Here is an 18,271-nt window from a genome sequence, read left to right as displayed (position 1 = left end):
TATCTTTGTGTCGTTCTCGCCTGTTAATAAGGTGGTTAGTTCTTAATTTTAAAGATCGGATATTATGAAAAACTCTTTCTTGACAATGATTTGTTGCCTTATGCCGGCAACATTGATTACCTGTACGGACAAACAGTCTCCGGCAGACATCCCTTCTTCCACTATCTTTTATATGGATAAGCCTGCCGCTTCCTGGTATGAAGCGACTCCCGTCGGCAATGGACGTTTGGGAGGTATGATCTATGGAGGTGTGAAACAGGATACGATACGAACCAACGATGATACTTTCTGGAGCGGCGAACCGCGTGACCTGCAACGGCCGGGGGCTTACAAATGTCTTCCTGAAATACGCCGGCTGTTATTGGAGGAAAAGAATCTGGAAGCCCAGAAAGTGATCGATGCCAATATGCTGGGGCCGTGGAATCAGAATTATATGCCGTTGGCCGACATCCTGCTCGAGTGGGACGGCGACGGAGACGTCTCGGCCTACAGAAGGGAGCTCGATCTGAACAGGGGAGTGGTCACGATCACCTATTCCCGGAACGGGGTAAACTATAAGCGTGAACTGTTCGCCTCTTTTCCCGACCAGGCCATCGTGATGAATGTCTCGGCAGATAAAAAGAAGGCAATAGCGTTCACAGCCGGCCTGGGAAGCCAGGTCAACCATCAGACAAAGACCGATGGTGACCAGGTAGTGATCAACGGGCAGGCTCCTTTCCATACCGACCCCAATTATACGGGAGTACATTCTCCCGTTTATATGGAGGGAAAAGGCATGCGCTTTGAGGGGCGTTTGCAGGTGAAGCAGTCGGATGGTGAAATGACGGCAGCCGGAGATCGGTTGCATGTGAAAGATGCCTCGTCAGCCACCTTGACTTTTGTGGCTGCGACCAGCTTTAACGGCTTTGATAAAGACCCTTATGCGAATGGCAGGGATGAGAAAGCCGCCTGCGAAAAGTATATTTCCCAATTGAAAACGAAAGAGTATGAAAGCCTGTACCAATCGCATGTGGCAGACTATTCCTCTCTTTTTGGCCGTGTCAGTATCGATCTGGGGAAATCACCTGAAGCCTCTTTGCCGATCAACGAACGGATCGCCAATTACAAACCCGGTGACGATCCGGCTCTTACAGCCCTTTATTTCCAGTTCGGACGTTACCTGCTGATCTCGGCTTCCCGTCCCGGATCGCAACCATCGAACCTGCAGGGCATCTGGAATCAGGATATGCAACCTGCCTGGAGTGCCAACTGGACGATCAACTGCAACGCCGAGATCAACTACTGGCCGGCAGAGATCACGAACCTCTCCGAATGTCATGCCCCGATGTTCGACATGATACGGGAAGCATCGGTAGACGGAGCGAAAACGGCCGCAAACTTATACAACTCGCGTGGCTGGGTGGCACATCATAACCTGGATATCTGGCGTACGACCTGGATGGTGGGAGGAACCGGGCTATACTCTTTGTTCCAGGTGGGCGGAGCATGGCTTTGCCAGCATATCTGGGAACACTACCTTTTTACGCTCGATAAAGATTTTCTGAAGAAGAATTATGACCTGTTGAAGAATGCCTCTCTGTTTTATCTGGATAACCTTCAGACAGATAAAGACGGTTACCTGGTAACTATCCCTTCCGAATCGTTTGAAAACGGTTATGTGAAGCCGAATGGAGAAACCGGGTGGGCTTGTGTTGGCTCGGCTCAGGATATGCAGATCGTCCGCGCCCTGTTTGAGAATACGATGAATGCCGCAGAGATATTGGATGATGGCGCATTTAAGGAGGAGGTCGCGAAAGCGTATGCCAAGCTGGCTCCGATGAAGATCAGCCCGCGAACCGGTCAGCTACAGGAATGGAACGACGATTGGGAACCTTCTGATCCGGCCAGCGGACAGGTGGGGCATGGATGGGCTTTTGCCGTTGGCAACCAGATCACGTTGCGCGGCACTCCCGAACTGGCTCAGGCTTTCCGCAAGACCGTTGAGTACCGCCGTCCCGGCTATTCCTATAACAGCGGTAGCTGGACAGGCACTTTCCCGGCAATCTATTGGGCGCGTTTCGAAGAGCCCGACAGCGTGCAACGTGTGATCGACCGTCATTTCGATTTGGCGCTGCATCCCAACCTGACCAGTCTCTTCATGGGCTCCTGGCAAATTGACGGTAACTTGGGTATCACGACAGCTGTCACCGAAATGTTGCTGCAAAGCCATGCCGGCGAGATCAACCTGCTGCCTGCTTTACCGGCCAAATATCCGGACGGCTCCGTCACCGGCTTACGTGCCCGGGGTGGATATGAAGTCGATATTTTCTGGAAAGGAGGGAAATTGACTAAAGCAGAGATCAAGGCCGACCGGACGAAGGGAGATGAAACGATCCCGGTGCGGTATGGCGACATCGTCAAATCAGTGAAATTAGCAAAAGGACAGACCGTCGTATTGGATGGTTCTTTGGAATAAATAGGATGGAAGGATGTATGGATCTTTCTGATCCATACATTTTTTTTATTACATATTGTCAGCTGTACATTTTGACATTTGGGATTTTATCTGTACCTTGCCGTGATATTTTAATACCGGACACCGTTTGACTTAAACGAAAAATTAATATTATACAATAATTAAAACGATTATTTTATGAAAATCCTGAAAACACTATTCGGATGTTTAGCTGGCGCCGCTTTGACTATGAATGTAAGCGCCCAAGAAGTACAAGGATTCGTCCACCAACGTTCAACCGATTATGAATGGCCTGCAGATCAACAGGTTTTGAATAAGCTGGATAAATGGCAGGATCAGAAGTTCGGAGTTTTGTTTCACTGGGGACTTTATTCGGTTCCCGGAATCGTCGAGTCGTGGTCTATCTGCTCCGAAGACGTAGACTGGATCTCCCGCAAAAAAGATCTGACGTACAACGAATACAAGAAGTGGTACTGGGGATTGAAGGACTCCCTGAACCCGACACAGTTCGATCCCGCTAAATGGGCGGACATCATGCAAGATGCCGGAATGAAATATATGATTTTTACTACCAAGCATCACGATGGTTTCTGTATGTTCGATTCGAAATATACGGATTTCTCCATAGCGAACGGCCCCTTTGGTACTGATCCCCGGAAGGATGTAGCCCGCCATGTGTTCGATGCCTTCCGCCAGAAAGACTTTATGATCGGCTGTTATTTCTCCAAACCGGACTGGCATTGCGAATGGTTCTGGAATCCTTACTTTGCTACTCCTAACCGCCGTCAGAATTATAAGAAAGACCGCCATCCGGACTGGTGGAAGAATTATCAGGAATTTACTTACAACCAGATGGATGAGTTGATGACCGACTATGGTAAGTTCGATATCCTTTGGCTGGATGGCGGCTGGGTAACCGGCGATGATGTCAACCTGGATAAGTTATTGACAAAGGTGCGTACCTCTACCCAGCCCGGCCTGATCTCCGTAGACCGTACGATCCGCGGAAGAAACGAAAACTACCAGACTCCTGAACGCAGCATTCCCGAAACCCAGTTGAATAACCCCTGGGAGAGTTGCATCACGTTGAGTAACGACTGGGGATGGGTTCCTAATGCTCCTTACAAATCACCGGCAAAGGTTATCAGCCTGCTGGCTGAGATCACGGCTAAAGGCGGTTGCCTGCTGTTGGGTGTCGGCCCCACTCCGCAGGGAACAATTGAAGAGGCTGTAAGCGAACGCCTGCATGTGGTGGGCGAATGGTTGAAAGCCAACGGGAAAGCCATCTATAATACACGTATCACTCCGGTTTATAATGATGGAAATGTCTGGTTCACTGCTGATAAGGACGGTAAAACGATCTATGCCATATATGCATTGCCTGATGGCGAAAACCTTCCTGAAACGATCGAATGGACAGGAAATATCCCTACCGGCAAAATGAAAATGCTGAAAGGCAACAAAACGGTAAAATACACCGGCAAAGACGGTAAAGTAAAAGTCACCCTTCCAAAAGGGTTGAAGAACGAACCGGTAGCTTTACAGTTCACATTAAAGAAATAAAGGTTCAATTCAGAATATATTTGAAACAAGCAGTTATTATATGAGTAAAACAACATCTTTAATTATCGGCCTTATCGCTTTTGCGGGACAGGCTATGGCTCAGCAACCGTTGTATAAACAGGCTACGGCTCCTGTCGAAGATAGAGTAAATGATCTGATAGGACGCATGACCGTTGAAGAAAAAGTCGGTCAGCTCTGTTGTCCGCTGGGTTGGGAAATGTACACTAAAACAAAGAATGGTGTAGTCGCTTCCGATCTTTACAAGGAACGGATGAAAGCGATGCCTATCGGTTCATTCTGGGCTGTCCTGCGCGCCGATCCCTGGACACAGAAAACGTTGGAAACAGGCCTGAATCCCGAATTATCGGCTAAAGCACTAAATGCCTTGCAGAAATATGCCGTGGAAGAAACCCGTCTCGGAATCCCTGTATTGTTTGCCGAGGAATGTCCGCATGGGCATATGGCGATCGGTACTACCGTCTTCCCGACTTCTTTGTCACAGGCAAGTACCTGGAATGCAGAGTTAATGTACCGCATGGGAGAGGCCATCGCTTTGGAAGCACGTTCGCAGGGAGCTAACATCGGTTACGGCCCGGTACTGGATATCGCCCGCGAACCCCGTTGGTCGCGTATGGAAGAAACATTCGGTGAAGATCCGGTATTGACATCTAATCTGGGTGTAGCCTTTATGAAAGGGATGCAGGGAGACACTCAGAATGACGGTAAGCACCTTTTCTCTACATTAAAACATTTTGCTGCTTACGGTATTCCTGAAGCCGGACATAACGGTGCACGTGCCAATGTCGGTATGCGCCAGCTGTTTTCTGATTATCTGCCTCCTTTCAAGAAAGCTGTAGAAGAAGGAGTAGGAACGATTATGACATCCTATAATACGATCGACGGCGTTCCTTGTACATCCAACAAATATCTGTTGACCGATGTGCTTCGTGACCAGTGGGGCTTTAAAGGCTTTGTCTATTCAGACCTTACCAGTATCGAAGGTATTGTCGGAGCAAGGGTGGCAAAAGATAATAAAGATGCCGCAGTTCAGGCATTGAAAGCTGGTCTCGACATGGATCTAGGGGGAAATGCGTATGGCAAGAACCTGAAGAAAGCATACGAAGAAGGCCTAATCACAATGGAAGATCTCGATAGGGCAGTGGCTAACGTGCTCCGTTTGAAGTTCCGCATGGGATTATTCGAGAATCCGTACGTTTCTCCGGAGCAAGCCGAGCAGTTAGTACGATCGAAAGCGCATAAGGAACTGGCTCGCGAAGTAGCCCGTGAAGGAATTGTCCTGCTAAAGAACGACGGAGTATTACCTCTGAAGAAGACTATCGGAAGCATCGCCGTGATCGGCCCGAATGCAGATATGATGTATAACCAGTTGGGGGACTACACAGCTCCGCAGGAACGTGAAGAAATCGTTACGGTACTCGACGGCATACGAAAAGCTGTCTCTCCCTCCACGAAAGTAAATTATGTGAAGGGTTGCGCCATCCGCGACGTAACGGCAAGTAATATCCCGGCGGCTGTGGATGCAGCTCGTACGGCAGATGCAGTAGTCCTGGTGGTAGGTGGTTCCAGTGCCCGCGATTTCAAGACTAAATATATAGGAACCGGTGCAGCCGATGTATCAAGCGATGGAAACCAGATCCTGTCGGATATGGATTGTGGCGAAGGATACGACCGTAGTACCTTACGTCTACTGGGCGATCAGGAGAAGTTACTGGAAGCAGTGGCCGCCACAGGCAAACCGCTGGTAGTCGTTTATATCCAGGGACGTACGTTGAATATGAATCTGGCTTCGGAAAAAGCACAGGCCTTACTCACCGCTTGGTATCCCGGTGAACAGGGCGGTGCGGCCATTGCCGATGTCTTATTTGGCGATTATAACCCAGCCGGACGTATGCCTGTATCCGTTCCCCGCAGTGAAGGCCAGTTGCCTTTGTTCTATTCGCAAGGCAAACAACGTGCTTATGTGGAAGAAGAAGGAACGCCCCTTTACGCATTTGGCTATGGCCTGAGTTATACCCAATTCGATTACAGCGGGCTGGAAATACAGAAGGGCAATGGCAAAGACATCCTGCAAACAGTAAGCTGCACGGTTACCAATACCGGCGATCGTGACGGCGAAGAAGTAGTTCAGCTTTATATCTGCGACAAAGTAGCTTCCGTTTCCCAGGCTCCGATCCTCTTGAAGTCTTTCGAACGTGTACCTTTGAAGAAAGGTGAAAGTAAGAAAATAACATTTACATTAGGCGAAGAGGAACTATCTCTTTATAATATGGAAATGAAACAGGTAGTAGAACCCGGCGACTTCAAAGTCATGGTTGGAGCCGCTTCAGATGATATCCGGCTGAAAGGGGAGTTTACATTATAAATTTAATTCCCGCTACCGCATACTAAACATTGTTTATTATTAATGTTGTATGCGGTAGCGGATTAAGTTACTTCAGGATATACTCGATCGCCTTCTCCATCCACACATCCTGTCCGTTGCGTATCTCTTCATTTGTCGGACGGGCTTCAATATCAATATGTATTCCTTTACGTTGACAAATGCCCCAGTTCGGGTAGTAGGCACCAAGTGCCGTATAGTTAAAACGAGTATTACCCGGAAGATAAAAGTGTCCCACATTACCGTCTGCACCGGCAGTAATACTTCCAATTATTGCACTTTGAGGAGCTTTGCGGTAAGCCATAGCGGAGAACTCACCGTGGCTTTGTGTTCCTTCATTCACAAGAATGGCTACTTTCCCTTTGAAATAATCCGGATTATCTGTTCCAACCTTCGATTTGAAAGTAAGCTTATAGTTGCCTGGTGCAGCTTTTTCATTATATGAGAACCACATAAATTCCTGTGGAGTAGGATATAATAAAGGGGATAACGTTCCGAATGCCGACATCCCGGGATATTTTCTCATATCGAGAATAATCCCTTTAGCCTTTTTATTCTTTTGAATGATCTCAGTTATAAGGGGAGCATCCATAGAGGTCACATTGATATAAGCAATACCTTTAGCTTCCGGATATTTCATCTCGCTTAATTCATGCGGTTTACGTCTCTTGTTCAGTCCGAAGTTTTTTAATTCCAGTTGTACCTCTTTTCCATTACGAATACAAGTAACATTCATTATATTTGTGTCGGTTCGTAAAAGCCAGGGGATAACATTCCTCACTAGCCCCGAATGATTTGAAGCAGGGATATAAGGCTTAAACCGTTCGATAAACTCTTCGACAGTTTCTCCGTTGACAGAGCGGATAATATCCCCTCTTTCCATTTCATAAGTTCGCGTATCTCTTACTACGATATCTCCGCTTTTTGATTCCATTAAAGTAACAGGGATATGGTAGCTATCGTTTTTTCTTTTCAGGATCGTTTTATCCAGATCAGAATAAGGTATATTGACAAAGCCATGAGAATCGTCGATACATGCAGCCAGTTCATTGATGGCAAGTTCGTAATCCGCTTTGCTGCCGGGTGTGACGAACTTAGGCAGAAATTCCTTTATCAGCGAATGCCAGGGCTTGTCGGTCATATCGACATAAGGGAAACAATACTCCATTGCATTCCAAAGCCTGAAGAGTGTAAGGATGCGGAATCCCTGATCTTCCCATGTAATGTTGGGATATCCCTTTTCCCGGTCGAAGGAACCTTGAGAGTATAACTGATAGGGAATAATGTAATAGTTGAATTTCTGACTACGTTTGGCATCCCTGATCGTATTTAGTTTTGAGATCAGTTTATCGTCGAACATTTCCCGGTCATTGATCCAGCTCAGATCGATAATGCGTGAATATAGACCGGGGTCATCTATTGTATACGGCTGTACTTCGGTTATTTTTCCATACCGGTCGATCCATTCGCTTAGTAATCTGTTTCTTTGAATCTTGTCAGAAGCATTTGCTATTTGCGGTAATACCCTGAAAAGCTCGTAATCCCAGTTGTAATTTCCCCGGCATACTTCCGGATGATAATATTTGAGAAATCCCCACACCTTGCAGAGCACTTCCAGATTATCCAGCATTTGTGCAGAGGGTTTCGGCAGGACGATGGTTGAACCGATATAGAACCCATTGTCACTCTCTGCTTTAGGAACAAGACCGATCTGCGAGCCGATTGGCTTTTTATCTATTTCCGCCTGCCATCCGCTTATCCATAATTCAATATCTCCGGTAGTAAAGCCAAAGAAACAAATACCTGTTGTTGTGGATGACATTGCTGCTTTAACGGTAAAATCTTCCCACTCCGAGTCACCGGAGCGTTTCTCTAAATCAGTGCCGGTATTCTCCGGTTCGCTATCAGTCTTAAGTTGTTGTATACCAAAATATATTGTGGTGCTATCCGCTTTTTTGTATCTGAACTTACCGGAAAATATGATAGAATCTCCTTCAATCATTTCCGTATTGAGCCAATAATAGACCTGATTCACTTTGGTTGTATCCTGTGGTGTATTTACCAACCGGAGTGATTTCTGATCATTATATAAAACAGTCGAATCTATATTTGCTATCCCATTTGGCACAAACCATCCAGGCTTTTCTTGAAAAGAGATCAGATGGCCTTTTCTCACGGAAGGATTATTATTGAACGACATGGTTTGGTCAGGACTCATTTCTGAGTGTGTGCAGGCAAAAAGAGAAATCATTAGAAAGAAGAAGGGTAAATAAGTCTTATTCATGACAGAAGATTTATGGGTTGAATAGAGTCGCAATATACATAAATACCCAGGTAAAAGAGTCCTCTTTAAACATTATTATGGAAAACGGATTGTGTAATATATGCCATGATCATATAATCAGCTCGTTATTGTGGTCTTAACAGTATGTTCTCTTCCTCTGTTCCAAAATACGTACTTTTTTTAGAAAACAGTTCCGAATTTATACATTGTTCGTTAGATAGTTATATCGGTTGCCGATGAGATCTTGCCTTACTTTGCAAGTGTAAATCTTTATCAAATTTAAGTATTTAAAAGGGATAATTCTCACTAAAGTTTTATTATTATGGAAAACAAAAAAAGGTATTTCTTGAAACGAGGGGGATGTCTAGCGATTGCCACTATGCTAAGTGCCGGTTCTTTCCCCGGTTTTGCTAAAAGCGAAACTGATCTAGGTCAGTTTAACTCGGTAGCTACCGAGTTAAACCATGGAGTTAATCAAAAAACAAAAAAAGTAACAGGTACGGTTGTCGATGAAACAGGCCTTCCTGTTATTGGTGCCAATGTGGTACAGAAAGGAACCACTAATGGGATTATAACGGATATAGACGGCCGTTTCACACTGGATATTCCGGAGGATGCGACTTTAGAAATTTCTTATATTGGTTATTTAACACAGTCGACTCCAGTGGCCAATAAATCTTCTTTTCTAATTACTCTCAGGGAAGATACTCAAAAACTAGATGAGGTAGTTGTGGTTGGTTTTGGTACCCAGAAAAAGGTGAATTTGACAGGCGCTGTTGCGGCCGTTTCCGGTGAACAATTAAGCGGACTTCCGGCTACGAATGTAGCTAATATGTTACAAGGAAAACTTCCCGGTGTTTCTATTACGGCGGAAACCGGTCAACCCGGACGCGAAGGAACATCTATCCGTATCCGTGGTGTCGGAACCATGAATAATTCTGACCCGATGATACTAGTCGACGGATTGGAAAGTAAAATGGACGATGTCAATCCGAATGACGTAGAAAATATCAGTGTCTTGAAAGATGCTGCCGCCGCTTCTATTTATGGAACCCGAGCCGCAAACGGTGTAATTCTTATTACTACTAAGCGAGGAAAGACAGGAAAGCCGGTATTGTCTTATAATGGATATGTCGGATGGCAAAAAGCAATCCGAACCCCTCAGCATTTGTCTTCTGCCCAATATGCAGAGTTGTTCAACGAGGGAAGGATCAATGAAGGTTCTGAAGCAGCTTATACTGCCGAAGATATTGAAAAATACAGGAATGGTTCCGATCCGGATAATTATCCGAATACAAAATGGATGGATTTGCTTTTGCAGGGGAGTGGCTTTACCCATAATCATAATATAAGCCTGAACGGTGGTACGGATGCAACACGTTATGCTGTATCATTAGCTTATTATAGTCAGGATGGTTTGACGAAGAATACTTCGCATGAACGGTATAATGTACGTATCAATCTGGATAGTAAAGTTTCAGAATGGTTGACCTTTGGTATAAACTCCAGTTTGTCGCGTAGAGAAATTATTGCCCCGACAAATCCATTTTCAAACAGTATGGGACAGTTTTTTCGTCAGGCTAACCGTATACCGAACACATTTGTGAATCAATATTCCGATGGGACTTACGGACGACATATCGACGGTAATCCGATTGCCTGGGTCGAAGCCGGAGGTAAAGCTACATCTGCTTACAGCCATGTGCTGGGTAGTGCTTTCGGAGAAATTAAAATCATTGATGGATTAACTTTAAAAGGTATTGCCGGAATCGATTACAATTTTGACGACGGAAAAACCCATATCAAGGAAATAACCTATGGGGATGGTTCCATACAAGGACCCAACAGTGTGGAAGATTATCTGGACCGTTGGATGACAGTAACCCTTCAGGGATTGTTGAATTATCAGAAACAAATCGGTAAACACTCATTCAAAGGAATGTTGGGTGTTTCCAGGGAGTCATATAAAAAGAATCTGACAAAGGCCTATCGTAAGAATTTTCCCAGTAACGACTTGACCGAACTAGACGGTGGTTCAACGAATGGATGGACTAACAACGGTAGTGCACTTGAAGCTAATATCGGTTCTTATTTCGGACGTATCAACTACGATTATGCCGGAAAGTATCTGTTAGAGTTTAATCTGCGTAGTGACGGATCTTCTAAATTTGCTTCCGGACATCGTTGGGGAACATTCCCTTCTTTTTCAGCCGGCTGGCGTATTTCCGAAGAATCCTTTATGAAGAATATTGATTGGTTGGATAATCTGAAAGTACGTGGTTCGTGGGGTAAATTGGGAAATCATCGTACGGATGATTACCAGTATATCGCAATGATCGAATTAGCACAAAACTATAATTTCAATAATGTTGTAGCAGATGGTGCCGTACAGACAAAAGCAAACAATGGAAACATAACTTGGGAAACTACAAAAGAACTCGATTTGGGTTTCGATGCCGGATTCAAGAATAATCTGATCAATGTTTCTTTCGATTATTATGATCGTTATACGGATAATATCCTGGCTGTAGTACCTGTCTCCCTGATCTTTGGTCTGGATGCACCGGTTTCGAATGCCGGTGCTATGCGAAACCGCGGAGTAGAGGTTTCATTGGGACATACCTACAAGATCGGAAATGTAGAATATGACATCAACGGTTATATGGCATATAATAAAAATAAGGTAGATAAATACCCAAACCCGGAAAAGGGAGATAAGATTAAAATGGAAGGCTATGCGTGGGATTCTTTTTATGGATATGAATGTACTGGTATCTTCATGTCGGACGATGAAGCCAAGAATAGTCCTGTCCATTCAGTTTATTCAAAGGCTGGTGATTTGAAGTTTAAAGATCAGAATGACGATGGTAAAATAGATGCGGAAGACCGTGTTTTTTTAGGAAACACAATCCCGAACATAACCTATGGATTTAATCTGAATATGAAGTATCGCGATTTCGATTTTCTGGCCTCTTTCCAGGGAGCCGCAGATGTTTACCGTACAGTAGACCGAGAATCGATGTGGGGATTTATAGATGGTGCCAATGCACAGGAAAAACATTTGGATCGCACAATTGTAGAAAACGGTCAGGTCACACAATTAGGTCATTACCCTCGTACGTTGATCAATCAGTCGCATAACCGTGTGATGAGTTCTTTCCTGGTGATGAATGCCAGCTACCTGCGTCTTAAGAATCTGCAGATCGGATATAACCTGCCCCAGAGTCTTCTGAAAAATATCCATTTGAACCGGGCAAGGTTATATGTGAGTGGACAGAATCTATTGACCTTTACCAAATTTCCGAAAGATTTCGATCCGGAAGTGAAGACTGGTAGCGCAGGTTCTTCTTATCCTCAGGTGGCTATTTATACAATTGGTTTGGATATAACATTTTAATACGAACATATTATGAAAAAGAATATATTGGGATTGGCACTGATGATAGGACTCTCATCGTGCGGCGATAGTTTTCTGGATGTGGCACCGAAGGATAAGTTATCGGATGCAACATTCTGGCAAAGTGAGAAAGACGTCGATATGGCATTGAACGGTTGCTATAAAGGTTGGGAAGCTATCTCTAATGTTGTATTTATGGATGCAGCATCCGATAATGGGTATGAACAGTTTGATTATAATTTCCAATCTATTGGAAACGGTCAGATACTACCGACTTCCGCACCGGGATTGAATGCCCCTTGGGTAGATGGGAATGCTACCCGCTGGTTCAGGTACGACCGTATCCGTAAATACAATAATTTCCTGGAGAAAATAGAAGCCGTTGAGATGGATGCAGATAAAAAGGAACGTTATAAGGCTGAAGTCCGCTTCCTGAGAGCATACGATTATTATAGTAAGATCATGTATTATGGAGACGTTCCTTTGGTCGATAAGGTGATAACATCCGCTGAAGAAGCCAACCTTTCACGAACACCGAAGGCTGAAGTGGAAGACTTTGTATTGAAGGAACTGGAAGAGGTGGCAGCCCTGTTGCCTGTGCAGAATACGATAGAGTCGGGGGGGCATATCACCAAAGGGGCGGCTATCGCCTTAAAAGCCCGTTTGGAACTCTATCTCGGGAAATATGAGCAGGCGCAGGCTTCTGCTGAAACTGTAATCAATATGCCTTGTTACGAGTTATATGCCGATTATGAGGAAATGTTCTGGCCCTCAGCCGAATCGTCCAATAAAGAAGCGATCCTGGATGTGCAGTATATGAAAAATGATTATTACCATATGCTTCCTCAATTAAACCTGCCGGCAACGGAGGGTGGTTGGTCTGCTTTGAATGCACTTTGGCCGTTTATCGATGCTTTCCAGATGTCGAATGGCAAGTTTATCGATGAAACCGGCTCCGGCTATAATCCCGATGAACCGTTTAAAGGTCGCGATCCGCGTTTAACTCAGATCGTTTTGTGTCCGGGTGAAGAATATAACGGACGCTATTATAATCCTTTGGATAAGTTTATCGATGGAAAATCCGACCGTAAAAATCTGGATTACCATGAAGAGGCTGCAGCTTCTCGGGGTGGTTTGCTGGTGAAAAAATATATTTATCCGATGACAGTTGTGGATGCTAATAACCATGACGGTAATGCTATTGTGATCCGTTTGGCGGAAATGTATATAACATTTGCCGAATGTGCTCTGCAAACCGGAAAGGACAAAGACAAGGCACTACGTTATATAAATGCAGTTCGCCAACGTGCCGGCATGCCGAGTGTTACGGAATTGACAGAGAAGATCGTCCGCTACGAACGTCGGATAGAGCTAGCCTTTGAAGGTTTGCGTTACTTTGACCTTAAACGTTGGGATTTGGGACCGACTTTATTGAATGGCTGGGCTATTGGTAGCCGGAACGGAACGATTGACTCCCAAACAGGCAAAATAACCTGGGGTACTGATTATATCCGGTTGGAAGAACGTATTTTCCAGGCTAAACGAAATTATCTGTTACCTATTCCTCAAACGGAATTAGATCGTAATCCGAATATGAAACAGAATCCGGGATATTAATCTCATGTATTGTTATGAAAGGTGATTATATTTGTAATCACCTTTTGCTACATATAATCACCATTTAAGTATCATACTATGAATCTAAAGAAGATTATTTGTCTGATCTGTTTACTGGGGCTGGCTCTTTCCTCGTATGCAACAGATTTTACCATTCCACGCCTTTCCCCTTTGCCCGTCAAAGTGGAGAACAGGAAAGTCCCTCTTGCCGGTAAATGGCTGTTCAACCCTTCTCCCGAAAAGGATTTCTGGAAGAAAGGAAGTGTAAGCAACTGGAAAAACATTGAAGTTCCCGGTGAATGGGTAATGCAGGGCTTTGAAGTTGAAAAAGGCAAGGCCGCCGGATATTACCGCACTTTCACTGTCCCGTCCTCTTGGGATGGACAGCGGGTTAAACTGCGTTGTAACGGAATATACAGCGATAGCCGGATTTATATCAACGGAAAAGAGGCCGGTTCTCATCTAGGCGGGTTTACGGCTTTTGAGTTGGATGTAACGGATTTGGTACAGACAGGAAAAGAGAATCGGATCGCTGTCTCAGTGATTTCGGAAAGTCTTGCCGACTCTACTTCCAGTGCTTCCCAATATGCCGTTCATCCCCTCGGTGGTATTTCGAGAGATATTTATCTGTATGCCTTGCCGGATGTGAACCTGGGAATGTTCCATGCCAGCACATTATTTGATTCCACTTATACGGATGCTACCCTGAAAACCGAAATAGAAGTCGTTAATGAATCGATAGCAGAAGCCGGTCAGCTAACTGTGCAATTTGTATTGAAAGACGCAACCGGAAAGGAAATCCCTTTGAAGAAAAGCTCGCAGGCAGTCCGTAAATTGTCTGCCGGTACGACAGAGAAGATGGAAGTCTCTTTTGATATCGCCGATCCTCATAAATGGGATTCGGAACATCCTTATCTGTACACTTTAACCTGCCGGTTGAAAGAGAAACAAAAGGTCTTACATGAAACCGAGCGCCGTATCGGTTTCCGTCAGATTGAGGTACGCGGTAATCAGATGTTCATAAATAATATGCCGGTCAAACTTCGTGGAGTTTGCCGCCATGAAGTCATGCCGTTGCGCGGACGTTCTGTGAACAACGATATGTGGCGGAAGGATGTGGAGCTGTTCCGTCGCGGAAATGTGAATTATATCCGTACTTCTCACTATCCGCCGGATGAGGCATTGCTGGATGCCTGCGACGAGTTGGGAATGTTAGTGGAACTCGAAGCACCGTTTTGCTGGGCGCATAACACGAAAGTACCGGAAGATATGCATTATCCCGTACTGGTCAACCAGCATATCGAAATGGTGAATCTGAACCGTAGCCATCCATCTATTATTATGTGGTCGATGGGAAATGAGTCAAATCTGTTTACCGAATATTTTAAGAAAGCCTCTGAGGTCGTTCAGCAAATAGACCCGACGCGTCCCCGTATCTTCAGCCAGTGGGGGCCGGATGCCGATAATGGAGAACTGGAAGTAACCAACCACCATTACCCCGGGCCTAAAGGGCCGGATATGTACCGCAACAGCAAACGTCCGGTAACGTTCGACGAGTTCTGCCACCTGAATGCCTATAACCGCCTGGAGTTGGCGGCCGATCCGGGGCTTCGTAATATGTGGGGCGTTTTACTGGATCGTATGTGGACGGATATGTATCGTAGCAAAGGTGTCCTGGGCGGTGCAATCTGGGCAGGTATCGACGATACTTTCTTCCTGCCTGGAGAGAAAGCGGTAGGTTATGGAACCTGGGGGCCGATCGATGGCTGGCGTCGTGAGAAGCCGGAGTACTGGGGGATGAAGAAAGCCTTTAGTCCGGTCAAGATCGAACAGAAAGGGAATATGTCGGCCGATGGTATTGTAAGGTTCCAAGTAGAGAACCGCCATAACTTCAGCAATTTGTCCGAGTGCTCTATCTCATGGAGTGCCGGGGGGAAGAATGGAACGGTTTCCGTCGATGTGGCTCCGCGGTCGGAAGGGGAGTTTGAAATACAGTTACCGGAATCTCTGCGTGAATCGAAACAGATGACTCTGACGGTTAACGGTGTACGTGGTTTCATGATCGATGAATATCGTTTCGATCTGTTGCCGGTAAGGGCAGATGAAAAGAAAGACTTAAAAACAGGTCGCCTTACTTGTGAAGAAACAGCCGGTTCGATTCTGGTTCGCTCCCTGGGTGGTGATTTTACCGTAGATAAAAGAAATGGCCTGCTGTCTGCCAAACGGGAAGGAAAAGAATGTATGCAGCCTTCGCCTTCTTTGATGGTTCTTCCTTTGAATCCGCATGGTGAGGGAATACAGATGACTGGAAAAGATCAGAACTTTACGCCATTCAACCCCGTTTGTAAGAACTGGGTGGCACATGCTGTTGCCTGCACATCTGGCGATGATCAGGTCACGATACGTGTAAAAGGTTCCTATAAAGAAGCGGAAGGTATGCTGGAATATTGTTTCCATAATACAGGAGAGGTTACTGTCACATACGATTTTACGATCCTTCAGGAAGTCTCTCCCAGACAGACCGGTCTGGTATTTACGCTACCGGCTTCCTATACGGATCTGGACTGGGAACGCAAAGGTTACTGGAGTGTTTATCCGGAAGATCATATCGGCGCTTTGAAGGGATCGGCAAAAGCATTCAATGATAAGTTGCCCGTATCGGGTGTTGCCGGGCCGTCAAAACAACCGGTTGTTTCCTGGTCGATGGATCAGACGGCGGCAGGAGCTAATATTTTCCGTTCAACAAAGGAGAATATTTATTCAGCCAGCTTAAGTAATGCTTCCGGAGATAAACTGTCGGTTGTCTCCGACGGCACACAACATGTGCGTGCCTGGTTGGAGGGCGATGTTATCCGCTTTCTGGTAGCCGGTTATAACAACGCCGGTAATGAAAACTTCCTGATCTCCCATGCCGAAAAAGATTATAGACCGCTGCGGAGAGGGGATAAGGTAGAAGGAAAAATAAGGATTTCTTTTTGATCTGTCAGGAAGAATACAACCTGTTTTAAAGGTCCGGTCTTTTGAAATGTTAAGACAGGACTTTTAATTACAAAATAAGGGACTTTTGAATTCAAAAGTCCCTTATTTTTTTGGAGATAGTTATGTCCTGTTTTATTAGGACTCAACTATCACTGAATTACCTTGTTGTTCTTCGTTTTTTGCCAATAGGTTGTCAAGATCGTCTATCTGGTGGTCGAAATAAACAGCCAGAGCATTAATCTCCCGTCCGCTTTGTGACAGATAAGTGATACAATCAATCAATTGTGCAGTCAACTGGACCATTTTTCGTTTGTTTATATTTATGTCCGGTTGTTGCATGTAGAGGGTAAGACTACGAAACAGGATGGGAATAAAGCGATCCCACGGAAGTTCAAGGCTTGTTGCCAGACTTTTCATACATTTCAACTGGTGACGGAGATACTCGAGGTCCAGCTCATTACTTTTGTTGTTGAATGCTTCCCGTATACGGCGAGCTTCTTCTTTAAAAAAGACTTCATTGGAGACTTCTTTCGGGAGTGTCAATGTGTTTTCTGCTTCATTCATGGTAGTATTTTCTTTAAAGTACAGGAGGAAAAAAACGGTTCCGCCTTTCCCGTTACTCAACACATCCAAGATGCTGGAGGCACATTAATGCTCTCCACGGGGGTACGGAACCGCCTATGGGGAAAAGTTGCAGACAAAAAAATGCCTGCAACTAACCAGAAGCAGGTTTTCCCGCATCTTGGATATATGTTGAGTACTGCAAATATAACGCTTTTATAGAAAACACAAGGAATAATGTGAAAAATAATCAAAGAAACAACGTCGTATTTGTAATGTGTTTTATATCTTTACAATTGATTTAAAGGATGCATATTTTCACAAAAAAATGCCGAAGGCTTTATATTTTATTTTTAAGTTATTTATTATATATAATATAAGGAATCGCGTTTGTTACATCGGGGAATAATATATCAAATTTCAATAGCTGGTATAAAAGTCTTATTGATAGGTTATTAGATGTAGGTAGTAAATAGCATCGTTTACATCGGAAGTTACATCGTAATATTTGTAAATAAAATGTGATGTTATGGATGAGTTCCACTCTGTCAATGAGAAGCAGGCAATCGATTTAATGGGATTGCCTTACGTAAAAATTCCACGTTATACACTGGATTTACTAAAGAGCCCGGCTACCCGCCAGTTGGGACAACTTCATTTGTTGTTATTCGATATTTGTTTTTTTGCCGATGGTTATGCCAGTTTGAATGGGCGGAAAGTTCCGTGTAAGAGGGGAGAGTACGTTGGAACACAACAGCAATTAGCTGATCTGTCAGGTATCAATATCGGTTCGGTCAATCGTTTAATCCGAAAACTGGAAGCCATGAACCTGATTTCTGTGACCAAAATACAAGGAGGAAGTTTAATAAAAGTACATGGATATACAAGTCTGATTGCTGCTCCGGAAATAAAAGGGTCTTCCCAAAAGAAAAAAGGACAGCAGGAGGTCAATTTCGATTTCTTTGGAGACGCGAGAAAATTGTATGGCGGGATAGAACCGATAAATTAATATTA

At 44.8% G+C, this 18,271-nt stretch carries 9 protein-coding genes; 7 read left to right on the top strand and 2 right to left on the bottom strand.

Features of this window, described 5'->3' with window-relative positions; translation table 11 throughout:
* The first annotated feature begins 64 nt into the window (after nt 1-64).
* The 3 genes from HMPREF1536_RS23395 to HMPREF1536_RS23385 all read left to right on the top strand — a co-directional run bounded on the left by HMPREF1536_RS23395 (nt 65) and on the right by HMPREF1536_RS23385 (nt 6,401).
* Nucleotides 65-2,455: a glycoside hydrolase family 95 protein gene (locus tag HMPREF1536_RS23395; RefSeq protein ID WP_081693292.1), complete on the top strand. Its 2,391-nt coding sequence runs from the start codon at nt 65-67 to the stop codon at nt 2,453-2,455.
* Nucleotides 2,456-2,632: 177 nt separating this feature from the next.
* Nucleotides 2,633-4,018 (top strand): alpha-L-fucosidase, encoded by a 1,386-nt coding sequence (locus tag HMPREF1536_RS23390; RefSeq protein WP_028727331.1) that lies wholly within the window; start codon nt 2,633-2,635, stop codon nt 4,016-4,018.
* Between the two features lie 40 nt (nt 4,019-4,058).
* Nucleotides 4,059-6,401, top strand: coding sequence for a glycoside hydrolase family 3 N-terminal domain-containing protein (locus tag HMPREF1536_RS23385; protein WP_028727332.1), 2,343 nt, complete (start codon nt 4,059-4,061; stop codon nt 6,399-6,401).
* Nucleotides 6,402-6,468: 67 nt separating this feature from the next.
* Here the strand turns inward: HMPREF1536_RS23385 and HMPREF1536_RS23380 are convergent, their stop codons facing one another.
* On the bottom strand, nt 6,469-8,703 hold the full coding sequence (locus HMPREF1536_RS23380) for a S41 family peptidase (RefSeq protein WP_081693293.1): 2,235 nt from the start codon (nt 8,701-8,703) through the stop codon (nt 6,469-6,471).
* Nucleotides 8,704-9,025: 322 nt separating this feature from the next.
* Between HMPREF1536_RS23380 and HMPREF1536_RS23375 the strand changes: the two genes are divergently transcribed.
* The 3 genes from HMPREF1536_RS23375 (at nt 9,026) to HMPREF1536_RS23365 (ending at nt 16,696) form a co-directional block, all read left to right on the top strand.
* The gene (locus HMPREF1536_RS23375; RefSeq protein ID WP_081693294.1) at nt 9,026-12,100 is read left to right on the top strand and encodes a SusC/RagA family TonB-linked outer membrane protein; all 3,075 of its coding nucleotides are present in this window, start codon (nt 9,026-9,028) and stop codon (nt 12,098-12,100) included.
* Nucleotides 12,101-12,112: 12 nt separating this feature from the next.
* Complete coding sequence (locus HMPREF1536_RS23370; protein ID WP_028727333.1) at nt 12,113-13,717, top strand: RagB/SusD family nutrient uptake outer membrane protein; 1,605 nt, start codon at nt 12,113-12,115, stop codon at nt 13,715-13,717.
* 78 nt (nt 13,718-13,795) lie between these two features.
* Nucleotides 13,796-16,696, top strand: coding sequence for a glycoside hydrolase family 2 protein (locus HMPREF1536_RS23365; protein ID WP_028727334.1), 2,901 nt, complete (start codon nt 13,796-13,798; stop codon nt 16,694-16,696).
* A 135-nt stretch (nt 16,697-16,831) separates the two neighbouring features.
* On the opposite strand, the gene HMPREF1536_RS23360 is transcribed toward HMPREF1536_RS23365, so the two are convergent.
* A complete protein-coding gene (locus tag HMPREF1536_RS23360; RefSeq protein WP_044191917.1) occupies nt 16,832-17,260 on the bottom strand; it encodes a hypothetical protein in 429 nt (142 codons plus the stop codon).
* Between the two features lie 526 nt (nt 17,261-17,786).
* Here HMPREF1536_RS23360 and HMPREF1536_RS23355 point away from each other — a divergent pair.
* Nucleotides 17,787-18,266, top strand: a complete 480-nt coding sequence (locus HMPREF1536_RS23355) for a helix-turn-helix domain-containing protein (protein ID WP_028727336.1) — start codon at nt 17,787-17,789, stop codon at nt 18,264-18,266.
* Nucleotides 18,267-18,271 lie beyond the last annotated feature (5 nt).

Source organism: Parabacteroides gordonii MS-1 = DSM 23371 (assembly GCF_000969825.1).
GTDB classification, from domain to species: domain Bacteria; phylum Bacteroidota; class Bacteroidia; order Bacteroidales; family Tannerellaceae; genus Parabacteroides; species Parabacteroides gordonii.
The sequence above is the reverse complement of the archived record's forward strand: the minus strand, read 5'-3'. Positions and strand labels throughout refer to the sequence as shown.

Excerpts from the sequence above, each read along its gene's own strand:
- HMPREF1536_RS23375 (WP_081693294.1), top strand. The coding sequence starts at position 9,026 with ATGGAAAACAAAAAAAGGTATTTCTTGAAACGAGGGGGATGTCTAGCG.
- HMPREF1536_RS23390 (WP_028727331.1), top strand. The coding sequence starts at position 2,633 with ATGAAAATCCTGAAAACACTATTCGGATGTTTAGCTGGCGCCGCTTTG.
- HMPREF1536_RS23380 (WP_081693293.1), bottom strand. The coding sequence starts at position 8,703 with ATGAATAAGACTTATTTACCCTTCTTCTTTCTAATGATTTCTCTTTTT.
- HMPREF1536_RS23360 (WP_044191917.1), bottom strand. The coding sequence starts at position 17,260 with ATGAATGAAGCAGAAAACACATTGACACTCCCGAAAGAAGTCTCCAAT.
- HMPREF1536_RS23395 (WP_081693292.1), top strand. The coding sequence starts at position 65 with ATGAAAAACTCTTTCTTGACAATGATTTGTTGCCTTATGCCGGCAACA.
- HMPREF1536_RS23365 (WP_028727334.1), top strand. The coding sequence starts at position 13,796 with ATGAATCTAAAGAAGATTATTTGTCTGATCTGTTTACTGGGGCTGGCT.
- HMPREF1536_RS23370 (WP_028727333.1), top strand. The coding sequence starts at position 12,113 with ATGAAAAAGAATATATTGGGATTGGCACTGATGATAGGACTCTCATCG.
- HMPREF1536_RS23385 (WP_028727332.1), top strand. The coding sequence starts at position 4,059 with ATGAGTAAAACAACATCTTTAATTATCGGCCTTATCGCTTTTGCGGGA.
- HMPREF1536_RS23355 (WP_028727336.1), top strand. The coding sequence starts at position 17,787 with ATGGATGAGTTCCACTCTGTCAATGAGAAGCAGGCAATCGATTTAATG.